Genomic DNA, 16,646 nt, shown 5'->3' on the forward strand with positions numbered 1-16,646 from the left:
TTGCCATTATGCCGCCGCCGCAAAAGCCGAAGGCATGGCGGTGAGGCCGCGCAGCTTTTCGACGAAGGCCGCGCAGTCGCTGCGGTCGTAGCTCCAGGTCCGTGGATTGCGCGCCAGCACCCGCGACTTCAGGGCGCGGTATCTGTCCTGATCCATTCGGCCGAGCATCGCCTCAAGACCTTCGGGCGTCGCCTCGGACAGAAGCACGCCGATGTCCTGCCCTTTGAGGAAACGGCCGGTTTCGGTGCCGGCCATCGAAATCGGCACGGCGCCGAAGCGGCAGCCCTCGTAGAGGCGGTTGGGAAGCAGCCATTCGGAATTCTGGCCGGCTTCGAAGAAATCGATCGCCCAGGAGAAGTGCACCTCCCCGTAGATGGCCGCCATATCCTCCGGATTGCGGTAAGGCCCCTCGAACGAAAGCCACGGCTCGGCCTCGACGAAGCCATGAAAATCCGGAAATTCGGACAGCGCCGGCCGGCCTCTGAGCACGATCTCGAAACGCCCCGCCTGCCGGCGGGTGAAGTCGGCCAGCAGCTGCAGCGAGCGGCGGCAGCGCAGCGCGCCGAACCAGCCGATCCGCCAGGGCGGAGTCGCCGGGCCGTCGTCCTCGAACGAATGCGCGGCGACAATGGATGCCGGCTCGAAATATTTGTTCTCGATCAGCTCGACAGGCGCGCCGATCTGCCCGAAGGGCTCGAAATAATTGGCGATGAAGGCCGGCGAGCTGGTCACCAGAAGCTTCACGTCGCGGGCGAGACGACGCTCGGCGCCGCGCAATGTCCTGCCGACAAAATCGTCGCGCAGCACCAGGCGATGGATATCGAGGCATTCATAGACGATGGGCACGTTCGCCCCGAGGGCAGCATTGGCGCGGCGGGCAAGCGCCAGCATTTCGAGATTGCGCGCGATGATGAGATCGGGCCTGGGCATGGCGCCCAGTTTCGCGCCGATCGACATGGCCGCCTTAGCGATCGCCCCGAGGCGCTGCGCGAATCGGCCGTCGCGTGTCGCGCCGAGGTCGACAGGCCTGATGCCCTCGATCTCGGCGACCGGACTGGTGGTGCGGCGGAAGCCCGCCAGGGTGACCCCGGCGCCGCCTGCCTTGAGCATCTGGACCCTCCGGCGCACTGCCGGGTCGGATACGTCATGCACAAGGTACAAGACATGCAGCATGAAACTCGACCGATGTTCGGCCCACCCATCGGGGATGCTAGTACAGCTTTTGCTGCATCGCAACAATTTTGGTGCGGCGTAGCAAAGCGCATTGCGCTTTTTGTTGCACTGCAAAAGCCCTGAGCTTAAGCTATCTCCGGCAACAGTTGGCGACCGGTCGGTCGTCGGAAGGGTGGCGGAGAGCGCACAGGCACAGCGGATCGACATACCGGCATTTGGGCGACAAGGGGGCCGCCTTTTTCGGAAACCTGCCCAAGATGAGGAGATGCGATGAAGATCATCGTCGAGAACACGGTCTGCCTGAACACGGGAGACGCAGCGATCCTGCTGGCCATTCGCCACATTCTGAGGACTGTCGCCGGCGACAGCTTGCGCTTTTTCGTCTTCGACAGCCAGCCCGAGGTAGCCGCGAGGCTCTATCCAAAGAAGGATTACCCCGACCTGGAATTTCACAAGCTCCTGTCGGAGACCCTCTTCCGTTACCCTTCGGGAAGCGGTGTGAAAGATCGGCTCAAGCCGCACTACAACCGGCTGGTCCACAAGGTGCTGCGGAATTTCGGATCTGACAGCCTTCTCGGCCGCGCTTTCTTCAAGGAGAGCGACCGCCGCAGCCTCGATATCTACCAGAACGCCGACCTCGTGGTCACGACTGGCGGCACCTATCTGGTCGAGAACTACAACCTTGAACGGCGACTGAACCAGTTCCGCCTGGATGCGGCCATCGGCAAGGATCCCGTATTCTTCACCCAGTCCCTCGGTCCGTTCAACAAATCGTACAATCGACACGAACTGAGCCCGATTTTCGATCGCAGCCCGCTCATCCTGCTGCGCGACGAGCGCTCCCGCCACCACATAGCGGACATGGTCAAGGACCCGGGCAAATGTCACGTGGTGGCCGATGCCGTGTTTGCCCTTGCCGACACGGACGGCATCGGCAAGCGGTTCGCCTCGGCTCAGCCGCCTGCGCAGACGGGCCGCGTCGCCATTTCCGTCCGCCACTGGAACTACGTCAATGACGGCCAAGACGGGATGCGCCGCTATATCGATTCGGTACGTGAGATCGCGACCATCCTTGTCCGGGACCATGGCAAGCAGGTGACCTTTGTCTCCACCTGCCAGGGCGTTCCGGAATATGCCCATGACGATTCCAAGACAGCACGCAAGATCGTCGCCGAGCTCGATCCGGAAATTGCGAGGAATGTCAGCGTGGACGCTTCATTCCACACTCCCGAGCAACTGATGGCTCTGGTCAAGGGTTTCGACTTCGTCGTCGCGACCCGCATGCACATGATGATCATGTCGCTCTGCGTGGGAACGCCTGTGCTTCCGATCGCCTATGAGTTCAAGACCAAGGAAGTCGCCAAGAGGACCGGTGTTGCCGATCTGCTGCTCGATATCGACACTGTCACCCCGCCGGAGGCGGCCGAAAAGCTCGGCCGGTTCGTCGGCAAGCTTGAAGACTACCGCCGCACCATCCTCCAAGCCGTGCTCGAGGAACATGCTTCGGCGATGTCTGCCGCGGAGTTGCTGAAGCCTCTCATGGCCAAGGCATCAGCGCAGATTGCGCGCGATGTTGGCAAGCGTGGTGAGCAGTATCCTGCGCGGCTGGGGGAAGATCGCCATGAGGACGAAGGCAAACCCGTAGTCGAGGCATAAAGCCAGGACGACGGCGAGAAGGTCCGACTGGCCGGTAAGGGACGCTGGCAGGCCGAGATAGGCAAGCCAGGCAAGCAGGGACGATGCAATGAAAAGGCCCTGCATGATCAGGAAGTCCCCTGCCGTCACCGGCCCGACGCGGTGGATCATGACCGCGAGCACCGGCACGCGCAGAACGTAGCCGCTGATCGCGTAGGCGGCCGCGACGCCGACGGCGCCCCAATGCAGGCCGACGACAAAAGAGGCCACGGTGGTGAGCGACGAGTAGGCGCCCCACTGGAACATGGCCTTTGTCTTGCCCTGGCAGATGAATATCCAGCCGGTGGTGCTCGATACGGATTGCATCAGGCTGGCGATGCCCAGCCACGCGAAGATTGGCGCCACGGCGGTCCAGCGCGGCCCGAAGAGAAGCGCGACCACCTGCTCGGAAGTCAATGTCAGCGCCGCGATGCCGGGCATGGTCACGGCCGCCAGCATCCAGTTGGTGCGCACGTACAGATCGCGGAACCGCACCTTGTCCTCGTGGATGCGGCTGAGCAACGGCACCATCACGCGCGTCAGCGGCTGGGTGATGTTTTGCAGCGGAAACAGGAGAAGTTTGTAGGCCCGGTCATAGTAGCCAAGCTCGATCGCTCCGGAATATTTTCCGATCAGGATGTTGTCGAGATTGCGTGAAAAGAAATTGACGAGATTGAAGCCGGTCAGATTGGCGCCGAACGACAGGATCTCGCTCTCGACCCTGAAGTCCGGACGCGACGGCGTCCAGCGCACCACCAGCCATGCGGCGCCGAGCGCAACGACCGCCGCCACGGCCGGCCCCAGCACCAACGACCAGTATCCCATTCCCGCCCAGGCCGCGATGGCGGCGGCAACTAGACCGGCGGCCGCCGTTATGACGTCGTTGAGGGCCAGCTGGCCGAACTGCAGGTGACGGTTCATCAAGGCGAGCGGGACGGCTGCGATGCTGCCGAGAAGCAACGGCAGCGCGGAGGCGACCGTGATGCCTAACATGCGCTGATCGCCGTAGAAGCCGGCAATGGCCGGGGCCAATGCCGCCACTACCACCGCGCTGCCCAATCCGACCAGCGCGCTGATCCAGAACACCTGATTGAGCTGCCTGTCGCTGATGTCCTTGCGCTGGACAAGAGCCTGCTGCAGCCCGAGATTTTGCAGAAGCCCGACAAAGGCGACGATCGGCCCGACCGACGCCACAAGGCCGAAATCTTCCGGCAGCAGCAGCCGGGCAAGGATGATGACCGAGAGGAACTGGATCACCATCTTGAAACCCTGGGCACCGGCAGTGACCAGCCCGCCGCGCAGGGCGATGCGTCCGAACTGCGGCAGGGGCGGGTTAGCGTTCATCAGTGTGCTCTCGTTCCAGCCAGTTCAGTTGCAATCCGTGCGAACCGCTGGTTCAGAACGTCGGCATTGAAGTCTGTTTCTATCTTGCGCCGCGCGGCGATCGCGATCGGCTCGCACAGGACCGGGTTATCGGCGACCCAGACGAGTTTGGCGGCCAACGCCGCAACGTCCCGTTCCGGCGCGAGGAAGCCGGTTTTCCCGTCCTCGATCAGTTCGGGTATCCCTGAATGGTAGGTGCTGACCACCGTCAACCCGGCAGCCATCGCCTCCATCAGGGCGACTGGGATGCCTTCGAGGTCGCCGTTGTGGGCACTTACGCTGGGCAGCACGAAGACATGCGCGTCCCGCAAGCGCTGCTTGACCTCCGCATGCGGCCTGGGGCCGAGGAAATCGACGCGCCCGGCGATGCCGAGCTCGGCGGCCAATCGTTTCAATTGCTCCAGCAATTCGCCGGCGCCGATCACCGAATAGTTCCAGTCATCACGCGGCAGCCTGGCCAGCGCGCGAAGCGCATATTCAACGCCTTTTTTTTCGGTCAGACGACAGACCGAAATGAACGACAGCGTTTCATTCTTCCAGGATCGCCACCGGTATTCTATCTCGCCGGGTCGAACGCCCATATGGTGCACGACGACCTCGCCCGGCGGGGCGCCGACCTCGATAAGGGCATTGCGAAAGAAGGCATTCACCGGCATCTGGAGGACGCCGTTCTGGAACACCGTCCTGTAGCGCGCCAGCGTGTTGTCGTGCATCGGGCCGCCGACGTCGTTGCCGTGGAAGACGGTCACCAGCGGCGCGGAAATCCGCCCACGCTTGATGACACGCGCCACCCGCAAGCCGTTCGTGCCGAAATGCGCGACGATGACATCGGCCTTGTGCAATTTGCCCGCGTACAGGAGGTCGATGGCGGTCGAGAGCTTGTCCCAAGACTTGCCTGACCATTTCCTAAGCAAGGGTCGATAACGGCCGAGCCAGCCCCACCAGCACACGACTTTTCCGGGCAGACTCTTCCAGCGCCGATCGTCGACATTGGCGTCCTTGCCGAACGTCGTCTCGTTGCAGACGACCCCGACTTCCATGCCGCGCTCAAGGCAGCCTGCTATCTGGTCAAGGACAAAGGTCTCCGACAAGGAGGGGAACTTGTCGACAACGAAGCATATCCTCATTCTCGGCCCGCGCCCATGCCGGGATTCATCGGGCAGTCCGCCCACAACCGGGCCTGAACAAGGCAACCGGCCTTGCCCGCGGACTTCGGCTCGGCGTCTTCAGCCGTCAGGAAAAGTCGCACGACAGGGGCAACTGGATGGGAATCGTAGTTGAGGCACACGACATGCAGCATTCATTCGACCGCTGTTGGCCCACCCGATGGGGATGGTAGTATAGGAATTGCTGCAGTGCAACATTTTTGATGCAGCGCATTTGACTTTTCGTCCCGCGCCTACGCCGGCACGAATGTTGCATCGCAACATAAACCGTTGCGAAGTGCCGGTTTCGCGTCGTGTCGCGGAAGTCCCGCTCAGGAGGCCTTGCGAAGGGGCTGTCTTTCGACAGCACGATTCAGGACGTCCATGAACGTCGCGAACTGGTTGTCGGGGTTCATCTGCGGCCGCTCCGCAAACAGGCGAGCCGCCGCGGACATCCTGTCGTAATCGGCCTTGTCGGTCCATAGCCGCCGTATGGCAGCCACCCAGTCGGCGAGCGGAGCATCGTAATCCAGTATCACGCCGCCGTTGCCGATCGCTTCCGGGAGACCGCCGCGCCGGGATCCGACAACGGGAATGCCGCTGCAATGCGCCTCGGACGCGACCCTGCCCCAGGCTTCTTCCCATTTGCTGGGAGCAAGCAGGATCTTCGTGCGGCCGTAGACCGTCTTCATGTCGCTGGTACGGCTCTCGAGGACGGCGTTGCCGAGCGAAGCAAGCGTCCGCTCGATCTCGGCCCGGTGATCGTCGTCGAGCATCCAGCTCTCAACGAACAGGAACGGGATTTCCGCGCATTCGCGGGCAATTTGGACGGCCAGTTCGAAACCCTTCTCGTTGTAAGGATTGATCATCGTCACGAACTCGCCGGTCGTCGGCGTGCTGTAGAAGGCAGGATTGATCGTGGGTGGAATCACCGTGGATTCAATACCGAACTTCTCCTTGTAGGCGCGGGCGGTGAATTCCGAATTGGCGATGTAGAGCGCGGACTGCAATTCGCGCGGGTCGCCGGCCAGTTCGTCGAACTCGACGTTGCGCAGGTAAACGACCAGCGGCACGCCGAGGGTCTGCAATTCCTTGCCGATCGGCACGGATTTGTGACACTGGACGACCGCGACGTCGGGCCGCAATCGCTTGGTCGCGAAGCCCGCCGCCTCCCACGGGAACCATGCCCGTACGACGGGATAGCCTGGGAACGTATCGATGACGGCGCGCTGGCGGAGCAGCTTCATCTTGGCGCGCGCCTTGAAGCCGAAAAAGCCGTCGCCGAACAAAGCGGCAAGCACCGAGGCCTCGTGGCCATGCTCGCGCAACTGCTCGACCAGATGATGCGTGCTCGACTGAACGCCACCGCTAAATTGCGGCGTGTAGCCGCTGCCGCCCGCAAACAGAACTTTCATAGCCTAGGCTCCTTGCTGTGCCCGCGCGGGCATTGTCATGCCGCCATCCTGCCGATCGAGAAATACTCGATGCCGTAGCGCGCGATCACCTTAGGATCGTAGAGATTGCGGCCATCGAAGATGACCGGCGTGGTCAGCGAATCCTTGAGCGCGTCGAAGGACGGCGCTCGGAAGCTCTTCCATTCGGTGCAGATCAAAAGCGCGTCGGCGCCGCGCAGCGCCGCCTCCTTGGTGCCGCAGAGCAGCAGGTCCTCGCGCAGGCCGTAGATGGCCTGGCACTCCTGCATCGCCTCGGGATCATAGGCCTGCACCTTGGCGCCGGCCGCCCACAGCGCTTCCATCAGCGTGCGTGACGGCGCCTCGCGCATGTCGTCGGTGTTGGGCTTGAAGGCCAGCCCCCAGACGGCGAACGTCTTGCCCCTGAGCGCGCCCTTGAAATAGTGGTTGACCTTGTCGAACAGCACCGATTTCTGCGCATTGTTGCGCTCCTCGACGGCGCGCAGCAGCTTGGCGTCGAACTTGATGCCCTCGGCGGTCTTGATCAGCGCGCGCACGTCCTTCGGGAAGCACGAGCCGCCATAGCCGAGCCCGGGATAGATGAAGTGGTATCCGATGCGCGGGTCCGAGCCGATGCCCTTGCGCACCTCCTCGATGTCGGCTCCCAGCTGTTCGGCGAGATTGGCCATCTCGTTCATGAAGCTGATCTTGGTCGCCAGCATGCAGTTGGCGGCGTATTTGGTGAATTCGGCGCTGCGCACGTCCATCACGATCATCTTCTCGTGGTTGCGGTTGAACGGCGCATAGAGCTCGCGCATCACCATCTCGGTATCCTCGCTGGAGGTGCCGACGATGATGCGGTCCGGCTTCATGCAATCAGCGACCGCCGAGCCTTCCTTGAGGAATTCGGGGTTTGAGGCGACGTCGAAGGCGAGGTCCTCGCGGCCGCGCTTCTTCAGGGTTTCGGCGATCCTGGCCTTCACCTTTTCGCAAGTGCCGACCGGCACGGTCGACTTGCCGACGACAATCTTGGCGCTGTCCATCTCGCGGCCGATGGTCTCGGCGACGGCGAGCACATATTTCAGATCGGCCGAGCCGTCCTCACCGGGCGGCGTGCCGACCGCGATCATCTGGATTTGGCCATGCCTGACCGCCGCTGCCGCGTCCGTCGTGAAGCGGATGCGACCGGCCGCGTGGTTTTCCTTGACGAGGCTTTCGAGGCCCGGTTCGAAAATCGGGATCAAGCCCTGGTTGAGGCGCTCCACCTTCTTCTCGTCGACATCGACGCACACCACCTCGTGCCCGACTTCGGCCAGCACAGCGGCCTGGACGAGACCGACATAGCCAATCCCAAACACCGTCAAATTCATTTGGTTCTATTCCTGTCAAGGGCCGGGCCACAAAGCGGTCCGGCTGGTTCAGATGTCCCCAGGCCCAACGGCCCGGCTGGTTCGGCATGATCCCCAAAACCGGTTCCACTTTTGGGGATCATGATTGGTTATTTCCGGATGATCTTGTCCCGAAACCGGGTCCCACTTTCGGGGATCATGCTCAGTTGCTGTTACTTATGCTGCATGCCAGCGATTCCGGAAACTGGCATGGCTGGCCCAAAGCGGTGAAAGCGACGCGCTTGACTTGCATGGTGACCTTGCTGCCGGGATCGACGAAGGCGCCCATCCAATTGGTCAGCTTGTCGCTGCCCCAGAGGCTGAAGAAGATTTTCTGCGAGTGGGTAGGCAGCTCGTCCGGGTTGGTCACTTCATGGACAAGCTTGCCGTTAACGTACCAGCGCAGCCGATCTTTTTCCCAGACGAAGCCGTAATCGTTAAAGCCCTTGTCGGCGCCGCCCTCGACGTCGACCAGCTTGCCGTTCTTCGGCTTGCCCTGGATGTAGCTGTTGACCTGCACTTTCGACGGGTCCTTGGTGAGGACCTCGAAGTCGATCTCGTCCCAGGGCTGTTTGTCCTGCGGGCCGATATAGGAGAAGAAGGCGGCGTTGAGGCCGGAGCCCGTGCCGGTCTTCATCCGCGCCTCGTAAACGCCGTAGCCGTAGCGCTGCTTGGTCTGGATCTCGGCGCAGGCGAACTCGCGGTCCTTGAGCTTGCGCTTTTCGAAGCCCAGCGACAGCACACCGTCGGAAAGCCGCACGAGATCCTTCGACCAGGTGCAGTTCTGATGGGCGCCATTGGTCCAGCCGTCCGAGACGAACCAGCGGGACTGGTTGAAATTGGAGAAATTGTCGACGAAGGACGGCGCGCTTTTCAGCTCTGGTTGGGTCCCTTGCGCATGCGCGGGATGCAGGGTCGCCGCGATTGCAAACAGGACACCGGACACACCGAGCCGAAGGCTATTCAATCCTTTCCGTGGCATATGCGCCAACGCGCAAGCCGCCTCGTTGGAGGTGTTGCTGGGATCTGCGTTCATAACAAACTCACCTTTGTGTTGTCCGCCCAACCCAAAGTCATCCTTGGCCCGCGCAAGCGAGCCGATTCTGATCCTGCGCCCTCTTGAACTCCTCTAAGTCCTTGTTTTTTCGCAATTCCGAACGGAAAACCGCTCACACTTTTCCTGGAATTGCTTCAGTGCCTCGTACCGATGACGGCGCTTGCGGGCGCCGTCAGCCTTTTGCCGCGGATTGTCCGCCAGACCGATTGGAACCGTCCTCGACAATCGCGTCGAGCGAACGGCGCAGTTCCTTCACCAAGCCTTTCTGGCGAGCAAGCTCCGCAATGCGCCGCTCGCAGTTCAGGATCGAGTTGGTCATCACGCTGACATCCGACCCCTTGCTGGCCGATGCCGAACCATTCTCCATCGCCTCGACCAGAAAGGCGGCGTTGGCCGCCGTCGACCTGTAACGATTCTCCAGACCCATTTTCTCCGTCTCTATCTCGGCCGCGATCTGGTCGAACAGCTTCGCCAACCGGTCGAAACGCTGGAGATCGGTCTGCCGGTCGCGAGCCGGATCCCGGGATCTGAAGCCAAAAATCGAAGCCATCTTGCCGGCCTTTCGAAATTGCTGCATTGCAGCATAGACTGCCACCCCCGCGGCGACTAGGCAACATCATAGTTTTGCGAATGCGGATTTTTTGAGGGTCGGCGGCTTCCGGGACGATACGGAGTCACTCATTTGCGGCGCTGCTTGCCGCCATCAGGAAGCGCATCGGCGGCACTTGCTGCCTTGGAGCAAGGCCGGTGCGGCGGAACAGCGCGTCGAGCTTGTCGGTGGCGACGCCGCGAACGATCGGGATCAAATTCGACTGGCTGGCGAAGGCGTAAGCCGCGGCCGACGCCAGGCCACGCTCGGCTTTCACGTCGAGGAAGTTGCGCAGCCGGTATTTGTCGCGGACATGACGCTCGTGGCGGCGCAATGCCGCCTTCGAGCGTTCGGGAAGATTGTCGATCTGAAGCAACGCCAGATCGGCATCGGCAAGGCGCTTCAGATCCTGCGTCTTGTGGCGGCCGCTCAGCGAATCGGCGCGCACGATCGCGCCATAGCCGCAGGACTTGATGATCTTGAACCGCGCCCCGCTGGCGACAGCGCGCGCATAGAGCTCGTAGTCTTCGCCAAGACGCAGGTTTTCATCGTAAGTCAGCCCGTGCCGTTCGAGGAAAGCCCGGCTGATCACCGGCTTGAGGAAGCCGAGCTCGCCGCGCAGGACGCGGCGCTGCGAGATGTTGCCGTCGATGAAGCGCTCGAAATCGAGGAATTCCGGATCGGCGGCGAAAGGCGGCGCGGCGACCCTGGCGAGGTCGGGCGCGGCGTCGTCGCGGATCAGCATGATGTTGTCGGCGGCGAAATCCCAGTCGGCGGCGGCGAAAAGCCGGCGAAAGCGGCCTTCGAGGAAGAAATCGTCGGCGTCGAGGATGCTGATGAAGGGCGATCTGGAGGCCTGGATGGCGATGTTGCGCGCGGAGGAAGGACCGCGATTGACGTCGAGGCGGATGACGGCAAGCCGGCCGCTGCCGTCGTCGGCGGCCAAGGCCACATCGCGGGTATTGTCGGTGGAAGCGTCGTCGACCACGACGACTTCGGCGACTTCGGTCTCGCGCAGCGCCGAGGCGATCGCGACGGGAATCGTCCGCGCCGCGTTGCGCGCGGCAATGATGACGCAAACCGCCGGGCTCGTCACAGGCGTCGTCAGGGGCATGGGTTCACCTTTCGCTTGCATGAGTGGCTGTCCCGCCCGCGATCTTGATCGTGCCGCCCGGCGCTGGCGCGACAGCGGCCGGCCGCTCGAAGATGCGCCGGCTGAGGTCGGCGGAGGCCGCCCAGCCAGCCTCGGCCAGGTAACGGACGGGCTCGTGGCCGCACAGTTCCCACAGGACATGGCGACGCTGCGGCCAGCGCAGCGAGGCAAGCCAGGGCGCGATCACCATGTGGAAGAGGTCGGCATTGCCGATACGCGCCAGGATGCGTGCGGCGCGATCCGACAGCAGCGTGCCGCTGGCGCCCAGCAGCACGTCGGCGGCGCGCAGCCCCAGAAGCAGCGTATCGGCAAGGCCCTGCTCGGCGGCGTGATCGAGCACCATCTGCTGCTCGGCCTCACTCAGCCGGCTGGCGCTGGCCCTGACATCGCAGACATAGCCGGCGCAAGGCTCGCGGTTGAAAAAGGCCTTGGCGACGCTGATCGACGACAAAAGCAAGGTGTCGGCCGCCGAGATGATCGGCATGACCGCGCCGGCCACCTCGACCTCGCGCTTGCGGCGCAGGAAGCCGTCTATGTCGCGCGGGCTCGGCGAACCCGGCTGCTGCAGCCGGTGATGGAGGTCGACCGTCGACGCTCTCGCGCCATCCTCGCGGACCATGTGCTGCTCGCCGAGGAAGCGCACCCACCAGACCGAGCGCGACTTGCCGGCAACCTCGTAGCCGATGGTCCGCAACGCCGCGCGCGCCTCGGCGAAGCGCGCCGGCGAAACCAGTATGTCGACATCGCCGGAAGGCTTCATGAAGTGCTCGCCATAGAGCCTGTGCTGCTGGAGCGGTCCCTTGAGGAAGACGAAATCGACCCGCCTGTCGCGAAGCACGCGGTCGATGGCCACCGAATCGCCGATGCAGGCGGCGTTCATCGACATGGTGCGTCGTCGATAGCCGTCGAGCCAGCCGGGCAAACCGGGAGGCGCCGCGCCGGCAGGAGCACGCGCGAGCGCCTTGAGCATGAACACGCCGACCTTGTTCAGCCTTGCGATGTCGGCGACATGAGCCGCCGACACTGTCGGCGCGGGCATATCCGCCTGAGCGGCGGGGTCGACGCCAGGTGCGAAGAACAGCCTCAGGCAGGCCTGCACATAGGCGACCTCATCGGCACAGCCGGCGGCACGCAGCCTTTCATAGGAGCCATCCTGCATCGCCATGCCCGATGTCGCTCTCCGCAAACAATAATGCCGCCCGCGCGATCTATAACGCACTTGCGAAGAAAACCACCGGGAAAATTGACGCGACGGTCCAAGAGGCGGCCAAGACCGGCTCAGAGCCACAACCTAAGCATTTAAAATCGTACACACTCAATCACTTTTGAAGACAAGCTTCTGAGACGATGCTGCGAGTCGAAAAGTGGAGCTTTTTTGCAGCAATTTCTTCATAGGCCGCGGAACGGATTTGCAGCTCGAAGAGTTAATGTTTTTAAATCAACTAGTTACCCGATCCGCAAGGATGCACGGTTGAGTCCAGAGGCAAGTTGAAGATTACGATGACAACGCTCTTTGCTTGACCACCGAGGAAGGCAGGCGCAACCAGGAATTGATTAATGCTTGGTAAAGCACGCTTGACTCACGAATGTTGCCATGCAGCAATCGCATCGCAGCATAGCCATATGCTGGCGGCATTCTGCGGCCGCTTCCAGTCCTCAGTTGGAGAGTAAAATGGAACAGAATGTTGAGAAGCAGGAGTACGAAGCTCCCAGCCTGACGGTTCATGGTTCGATTGAAACCATCACCCAGGGTGCCGCTCACGGCGCGGTGACGGACGCGGCATTTCCCGCGGGCACGCCGGTCGGCGATATCACCTTCTCGTGAGTTCGCAGGCGCCTGGAATTGTCGCAGTTGGGGTTCCGGGCGTCGCTCAAACAGCTGAGCCGGGGGGCCCGTGTCCCCCGGCTTCCAGGTCGGGCGGTCGCAGGCAACCGATCCCTGGCCAAGGTCCAGCGGCGGCGGGCCAGTAACGAGGTTTTAGGATGCACTGGAACCCTTCGGACCATGACCGCGTGGTCGCGACCGGCGAGGCGGTAGCATGTGAATTCGGCGCCGGACTGGCGCTTCTCCACCTCAAATCCAATGTCTATTACAGCCTGAACGGCGTCGGCGCCTTCATCTGGGAGCAGATCCAGGAGCCGCGATCGATCGTCGCTATCCGCGCCGCCGTGCTTGCGCGCTACAATGTCGATGCCGAGCGCTGCAAGGCCGACGTCGAGGGCTTGCTGAAGGGGCTGACCGAAGCGGGGCTTGCGAGGTTCCACAGTGAGGAACTGGCCTAAAGCATGTCTCCCGAAAGCGGGGACCGGTTTGGGATAAAGACATGCGCGAAATCAAAGACCTGAAGCGCGTGGAGCGAAACCGAAGGAGCGCGACGCGCTTTAGGCTCCGCTCGCTGAGCGGCCGGGAGATGCTGTTTCTGGCGCGCTGCCTGGCGGTGGTGAGCGTGGTACGGCTTGCGCTGACGCTTTCCTCCTACAACCGCGTCCGCGGCCTGATCACGCGGCTTGATGGGAGGCGAGACGCCGGCATCGCCGACCTGCGGCGCGTCGCCTGGGGCGTTGCCGCCGCCGCGCGGCTGGTGCCGGGCGCCAGTTGCCTCACCCAGGCGCTGGCCGGGCAATATCTGCTCGCACGCCAGGGCAACGCCTCGAAGATCAGCATCGGCATCGAAAGGGGGACGGGCAGCGAGCTCAGGGCGCATGCCTGGTTGATGAGCGGCAACCACATCGTGCTTGGCGGCTCGATCAACGGATTTACCCACCTTGTCGACCATGGGTCGTGACCGATGAGCGGCGTGGCCGGCATCCTGCATATCGACAACGGCAGGCCCGCCGCGGCCAGCGATATCCAGCAGATGCTTTCGCGCATCCGCCATCGTGCGCGCGACGGCAGCTCATGGCGGACGGAGGGCAGCGTGGCGCTCGGCCACGCCTGGCTCGACACGACCGGCGAGGGCGGGCCCGGTCCGCTGGCGATGGCCGGCGGCAAGCTCGCCATCACCGCCGATTGCCGCCTGGACAATCGCGACGAGCTTCTGGCGCGGCTTGGCCTACGCGACCAGTCGATTGCCGACGCGATGCTCATCATGCGCGCTTACCTGAAATGGGGCGAGGCCTGTCCGACCTACCTGCAAGGCGACTTCGCCTTCGCGATATGGGATGGCGAGCGCCAAGCGCTGTTTTGCGCGCGCGACCATTTCGGCGTCAAACCCTTCTACTACTATTCGACCGCAAGGCGCTTTGCTTTCGCCTCGGAGATCGGGCCGATCCTGGCGCTGGACGGCGTCGGCAGGCGCCTCAGCGAGCACCAGATTTCCGGCTTCCTCGCCGGCCTGCCGGACGATACGCAGGCCACCCCCTATGCCGAGATCTTCCGCCTGCCGGCTGGCCACAGCGTGATAGTGGCGGATCGCCAGGTGACGTTTCGTCGCTACTGGCAGATCGAACCCTCGCAACGGCCGTCGCGCTCGGACGCGGCCGAGGAATTCAGGCATCTCTTCGTACAATCGGTGGAGAACCGGATGCGCGGCACGCCGGCCGTCGGCGCCATGCTGAGCGGCGGGCTCGATTCCTCCTCGATCGCCTGCGTCGCCAGTCTTCGCGCGGCGGCGCAGCGCAACCCGAAGTTCAAGACCTTCTCGCTGGTCTTCGACAAGGGCTCGCCGACGGACGAGAAGCCATTCATCGATGCGGTCCTCGCCGACAATCCCATCGACGCCACGCTGATTGCCGTGGGCAATTACGCGCCCTTCGGCGAATTCGAGCGCATCCTGGAGGAGCAGGAGGGCACGTTCCTGGCGCCCGGCCTGTCCTTGACGCGCGGCCTTTACCGGACGGCGGGCGCCAAGGGCGTCAAGGTGCTGCTCGACGGGCATGGCGGCGACGAGGTCGTCTCACAGGGCCACGGGCACCTGCACGAACTCGCCAATACCGGCAGGTGGCTGGAGCTTTGGCGCGAATTGCACAGCGCCGCCCACACCTATGGCGAGGGCATGCTCTCCCTCTATTTCAAGTTCCTGACCATCTATGGGCCAGCCTGGCGGATCGCCAGGATGAGGTCGACGGCCAGACGCGTCATCGGCAACATGCGGCGCAGGCCGGCGCAGCCCGCGCGCGCCGCCTGGACGGGCCTCGTTAATCCGGAGCTTGCAAGGCGCACCGACATTGCCGAGCGCTTCCATCGTGGCTGCATGCCTTCCAGCGTCAGAGCCAGCGAGGCGCTCACCCATCACTGGATCCTGTCGGGCGGACTGGTGCCGCACGCCTTCGAGGTGCTCGATAAGGCGGGCGCGAATTTCGGGGTCGAGCCGCGCTACCCGTTCTGGGACAAGCCGCTCGTCGAATTCTGCCTGGCGCTGCCCGGAGAGGAAAAACTCAAGGACGGTTTTGGCCGCCATGTGCTGCGCCGCGCCATGCAAGGCATTCTGCCGCCGGCGGTGCAATGGCGTCGCGACAAGATCGATTTCACCGCCAACCTGGTCAATGGCATGCTCGGGAACCATCGGGAGCTTCTGGACAGGCTGCTGATATCGGACAGCGAACGGATCGCGCCCTATGTCAACCTGCCCGCAGTGGCCGCGGTCTATGACCGGATGCTGCGCCAGCCCGAGCAGGCGACCCTGCCGGACGTCCAGCATGTCTGGCGCGCCGTTTCGCTGTCGCTGTGGCTGCGGCAAGTTCAGGGAAGCCCCGCATGAGCCTTCCGGTCGCTTCCCTTGCACGGCCCGAGCCGCAAATGGCGGCGGCGAGCGGGCGTGTCCGACGTTTCTACAAGGCCTACGGGCTGGTGATCGGCTCAGAAGTGGCCTTGCCGGAACTGGAGTCGACGGCCCCGGCGATACCGGATCTGGAGATCGCGGTCGGGCCGGTCGATTTTCCCGGCACGGTGTCCCAGCGTGCCACCGCCTTCCGTTTCGAGCCGACGCGCCAGTATCTTTCCTGGCAGGCGGTCGGCACCTTCATGATCAGCGGCGCCAACCGCATCGATGTCGATCCGGCGCCAGCGGTCGACGATCCGCTGCTCGCCTTTCCGCTGCTCGGGCCGGTGATGGCGCTCGCCCTGCATCAGCGCGGGCTGCTCGTCCTGCATGCCAGCGCCATTGAAGTCGACGGCAAAAGCGTGATCTTCATGGGCGACAAGGGCGCCGGCAAATCGACGACGGCAGGCGCGATGATCCGCGCCGGCCATCGACTGCTCACCGACGATGTCGTGGCGCTGGATTTGTCCGACCCGGACCGGCCGATGATCCTGCCCGGTTTCCCGCAGCTCAAGCTTGCGGCGGACGCGGCCGGCGCCATTCGCCTCGAGCAAGCGGAGGTGCGCCCGCAGGTGCATCCGCAGATCGACAAGGCGCAGCATCGGCTGCGTGACGGATTTGCGGCCGAAGCGGTGCCGGTGTCGCGCATCTATGCGCTCGAGCGGGGCGTGCGGGCGGCTATCTTCCCGCTGTCCGGCGCAGCCGCGCTGCCGGCGATCATCAAATTCTCCTATATCACGCGGTTCGGCCGGCAGGCGCTGCCAGGCGATTTCGCCGCCCTGCACCTGCGCCACTGCGCACAGGTCGCCGGGCGGGTCGGCGTCAGCCGGCTGGAAGTGCCGGCCGGACTCAACCGGATCGACGAAGCTGTCGGCGCGATCGAAACCGACCTGGCGTCCGGGACAAGGTGAG

The 16,646-nt window shown here is 63.4% G+C and carries 15 protein-coding genes; 6 read left to right on the top strand and 9 right to left on the bottom strand.

Annotation, left to right across the window (positions count from 1 at the left end):
* Positions 1 to 6: 6 nt before the first annotated feature.
* Positions 7 to 1,173 (bottom strand): glycosyltransferase, encoded by a 1,167-nt coding sequence (locus tag E5X34_RS10660; RefSeq protein ID WP_292563912.1) that lies wholly within the window; start codon positions 1,171 to 1,173, stop codon positions 7 to 9.
* A 270-nt stretch (positions 1,174 to 1,443) separates the two neighbouring features.
* Between E5X34_RS10660 and E5X34_RS10665 the strand changes: the two genes are divergently transcribed.
* Entirely contained in the window at positions 1,444 to 2,829 is a 1,386-nt protein-coding gene (locus E5X34_RS10665) for a polysaccharide pyruvyl transferase family protein (RefSeq protein WP_292563914.1), read from the top strand.
* Here the strand turns inward: E5X34_RS10665 and E5X34_RS10670 are convergent.
* The 8 genes from E5X34_RS10670 to E5X34_RS10705 all read right to left on the bottom strand — a co-directional run bounded on the left by E5X34_RS10670 (position 2,725) and on the right by E5X34_RS10705 (position 12,139).
* Complete coding sequence (locus E5X34_RS10670) at positions 2,725 to 4,191, bottom strand: lipopolysaccharide biosynthesis protein (RefSeq protein ID WP_292563915.1); 1,467 nt, start codon at positions 4,189 to 4,191, stop codon at positions 2,725 to 2,727. The genes E5X34_RS10665 and E5X34_RS10670 overlap by 105 nt on opposite strands.
* The gene (locus E5X34_RS10675; RefSeq protein WP_292563917.1) at positions 4,191 to 5,402 is read right to left on the bottom strand and encodes a glycosyltransferase; all 1,212 of its coding nucleotides are present in this window, start codon (positions 5,400 to 5,402) and stop codon (positions 4,191 to 4,193) included. The genes E5X34_RS10670 and E5X34_RS10675 overlap by 1 nt, the downstream gene beginning before the upstream one ends.
* Positions 5,403 to 5,707: 305 nt before the next feature.
* The gene (locus tag E5X34_RS10680; protein WP_292563920.1) at positions 5,708 to 6,790 is read right to left on the bottom strand and encodes a glycosyltransferase; all 1,083 of its coding nucleotides are present in this window, start codon (positions 6,788 to 6,790) and stop codon (positions 5,708 to 5,710) included.
* A gap of 35 nt (positions 6,791 to 6,825) precedes the next feature.
* Entirely contained in the window at positions 6,826 to 8,157 is a 1,332-nt protein-coding gene (locus E5X34_RS10685) for a UDP-glucose/GDP-mannose dehydrogenase family protein (RefSeq protein ID WP_126063035.1), read from the bottom strand.
* 181 nt (positions 8,158 to 8,338) lie between these two features.
* Positions 8,339 to 9,211 (bottom strand): glycoside hydrolase family 16 protein, encoded by an 873-nt coding sequence (locus tag E5X34_RS10690; protein ID WP_292563922.1) that lies wholly within the window; start codon positions 9,209 to 9,211, stop codon positions 8,339 to 8,341.
* A 193-nt stretch (positions 9,212 to 9,404) separates the two neighbouring features.
* Positions 9,405 to 9,782: a hypothetical protein gene (locus E5X34_RS10695; RefSeq protein ID WP_292563924.1), complete on the bottom strand. Its 378-nt coding sequence runs from the start codon at positions 9,780 to 9,782 to the stop codon at positions 9,405 to 9,407.
* 124 nt (positions 9,783 to 9,906) lie between these two features.
* Positions 9,907 to 10,935 carry a glycosyltransferase family 2 protein gene (locus tag E5X34_RS10700; protein ID WP_292563926.1) on the bottom strand — a complete coding sequence of 343 codons (1,029 nt, stop codon included), beginning with the start codon at positions 10,933 to 10,935 and terminating at the stop codon, positions 9,907 to 9,909.
* Positions 10,936 to 10,939: 4 nt separating this feature from the next.
* The gene (locus E5X34_RS10705; protein WP_292563928.1) at positions 10,940 to 12,139 is read right to left on the bottom strand and encodes a nucleotidyltransferase family protein; all 1,200 of its coding nucleotides are present in this window, start codon (positions 12,137 to 12,139) and stop codon (positions 10,940 to 10,942) included.
* Between the two features lie 507 nt (positions 12,140 to 12,646).
* Between E5X34_RS10705 and E5X34_RS10710 the strand changes: the two genes are divergently transcribed.
* The 5 genes from E5X34_RS10710 (at position 12,647) to E5X34_RS10730 (ending at position 16,645) form a co-directional block, all read left to right on the top strand.
* A complete protein-coding gene (locus E5X34_RS10710; RefSeq protein ID WP_292563930.1) occupies positions 12,647 to 12,799 on the top strand; it encodes a lasso RiPP family leader peptide-containing protein in 153 nt (50 codons plus the stop codon).
* Between the two features lie 158 nt (positions 12,800 to 12,957).
* Entirely contained in the window at positions 12,958 to 13,257 is a 300-nt protein-coding gene (locus tag E5X34_RS10715) for a PqqD family protein (protein ID WP_292563933.1), read from the top strand.
* 41 nt (positions 13,258 to 13,298) lie between these two features.
* Entirely contained in the window at positions 13,299 to 13,760 is a 462-nt protein-coding gene (locus tag E5X34_RS10720) for a lasso peptide biosynthesis B2 protein (protein WP_292563936.1), read from the top strand.
* Between the two features lie 3 nt (positions 13,761 to 13,763).
* The gene (locus tag E5X34_RS10725; protein WP_292563938.1) at positions 13,764 to 15,674 is read left to right on the top strand and encodes a lasso peptide isopeptide bond-forming cyclase; all 1,911 of its coding nucleotides are present in this window, start codon (positions 13,764 to 13,766) and stop codon (positions 15,672 to 15,674) included.
* A complete protein-coding gene (locus E5X34_RS10730) occupies positions 15,671 to 16,645 on the top strand; it encodes a serine kinase (RefSeq protein WP_292563941.1) in 975 nt (324 codons plus the stop codon). The genes E5X34_RS10725 and E5X34_RS10730 overlap by 4 nt, the downstream gene beginning before the upstream one ends.
* Position 16,646: the final 1 nt, after the last annotated feature.

Source organism: Mesorhizobium sp., from assembly GCF_004963255.1.
GTDB lineage: Bacteria > Pseudomonadota > Alphaproteobacteria > Rhizobiales > Rhizobiaceae > Mesorhizobium.